This window comes from bacterium (genome assembly GCA_029210965.1).
GTDB lineage: Bacteria > BMS3Abin14 > BMS3Abin14 > BMS3Abin14 > BMS3Abin14 > JALHUC01.
In genome coordinates this window covers 1-565 of record JARGFZ010000142.1, presented here as the reverse complement: position 1 = coordinate 565, position 565 = coordinate 1, and the positions used below count along the sequence as shown (strand labels likewise).

1 protein-coding gene is annotated in these 565 nt (G+C 56.8%); it reads right to left on the bottom strand.

Features of this window, described 5'->3' with window-relative positions; translation table 11 throughout:
- Positions 1-565 (bottom strand): N-acetylmuramoyl-L-alanine amidase (locus P1S59_14685; protein MDF1527467.1); only part of this gene is annotated, 565 nt, incomplete at both ends.

The following is a 565-nucleotide window of genomic DNA, read 5'->3' as shown; positions in this document are numbered from 1 at the left end:
TCACTGGACTGACGATCCCGGGCAACACCCAGGAAATAGGTCTCTATCCCCCGGACCGCCCTGTTTTTGCTGGCGTTGGTGTGGATGGAGACAAAGAGATCCGCCCTGCTGTTGTTGGCAAATATGGCCCTGTCCTCCAGCTTGACGTAGACATCGCTGTCTCTTGTCATCAGGACCTCGTATCCCCGGGCCTCCAGAGCAGATTTTATCCGTTTTGCCAGGGACAGCACCACATCTTTTTCTTTGAGCCCTTTAGGACCAACAGCCCCGGGGTCCCTGCCGCCGTGGCCAGGGTCAAGAACGATTCTTTTTACCTTCAGACCAAGCTGCTGGGAAAGGGGCAGCACCTCTGATCCGGGTGAATTCGAACCAGTATTTCCAGGATCGCCTCCCTGGGTCAACTGCCCCTCTCCATAGATATCCACTACCAGCCTCGAGGGGTCCGAAAGGGCGGTGGCTGTGCTGTCCTTGACGCTCTCCATATCCAGAACCAGGCGCACTGTATCAGCGTCGTACTGAGCGATTCGGGCCTGCTGAAGAAGCCCATCTCTGATGGCCAGGGAGT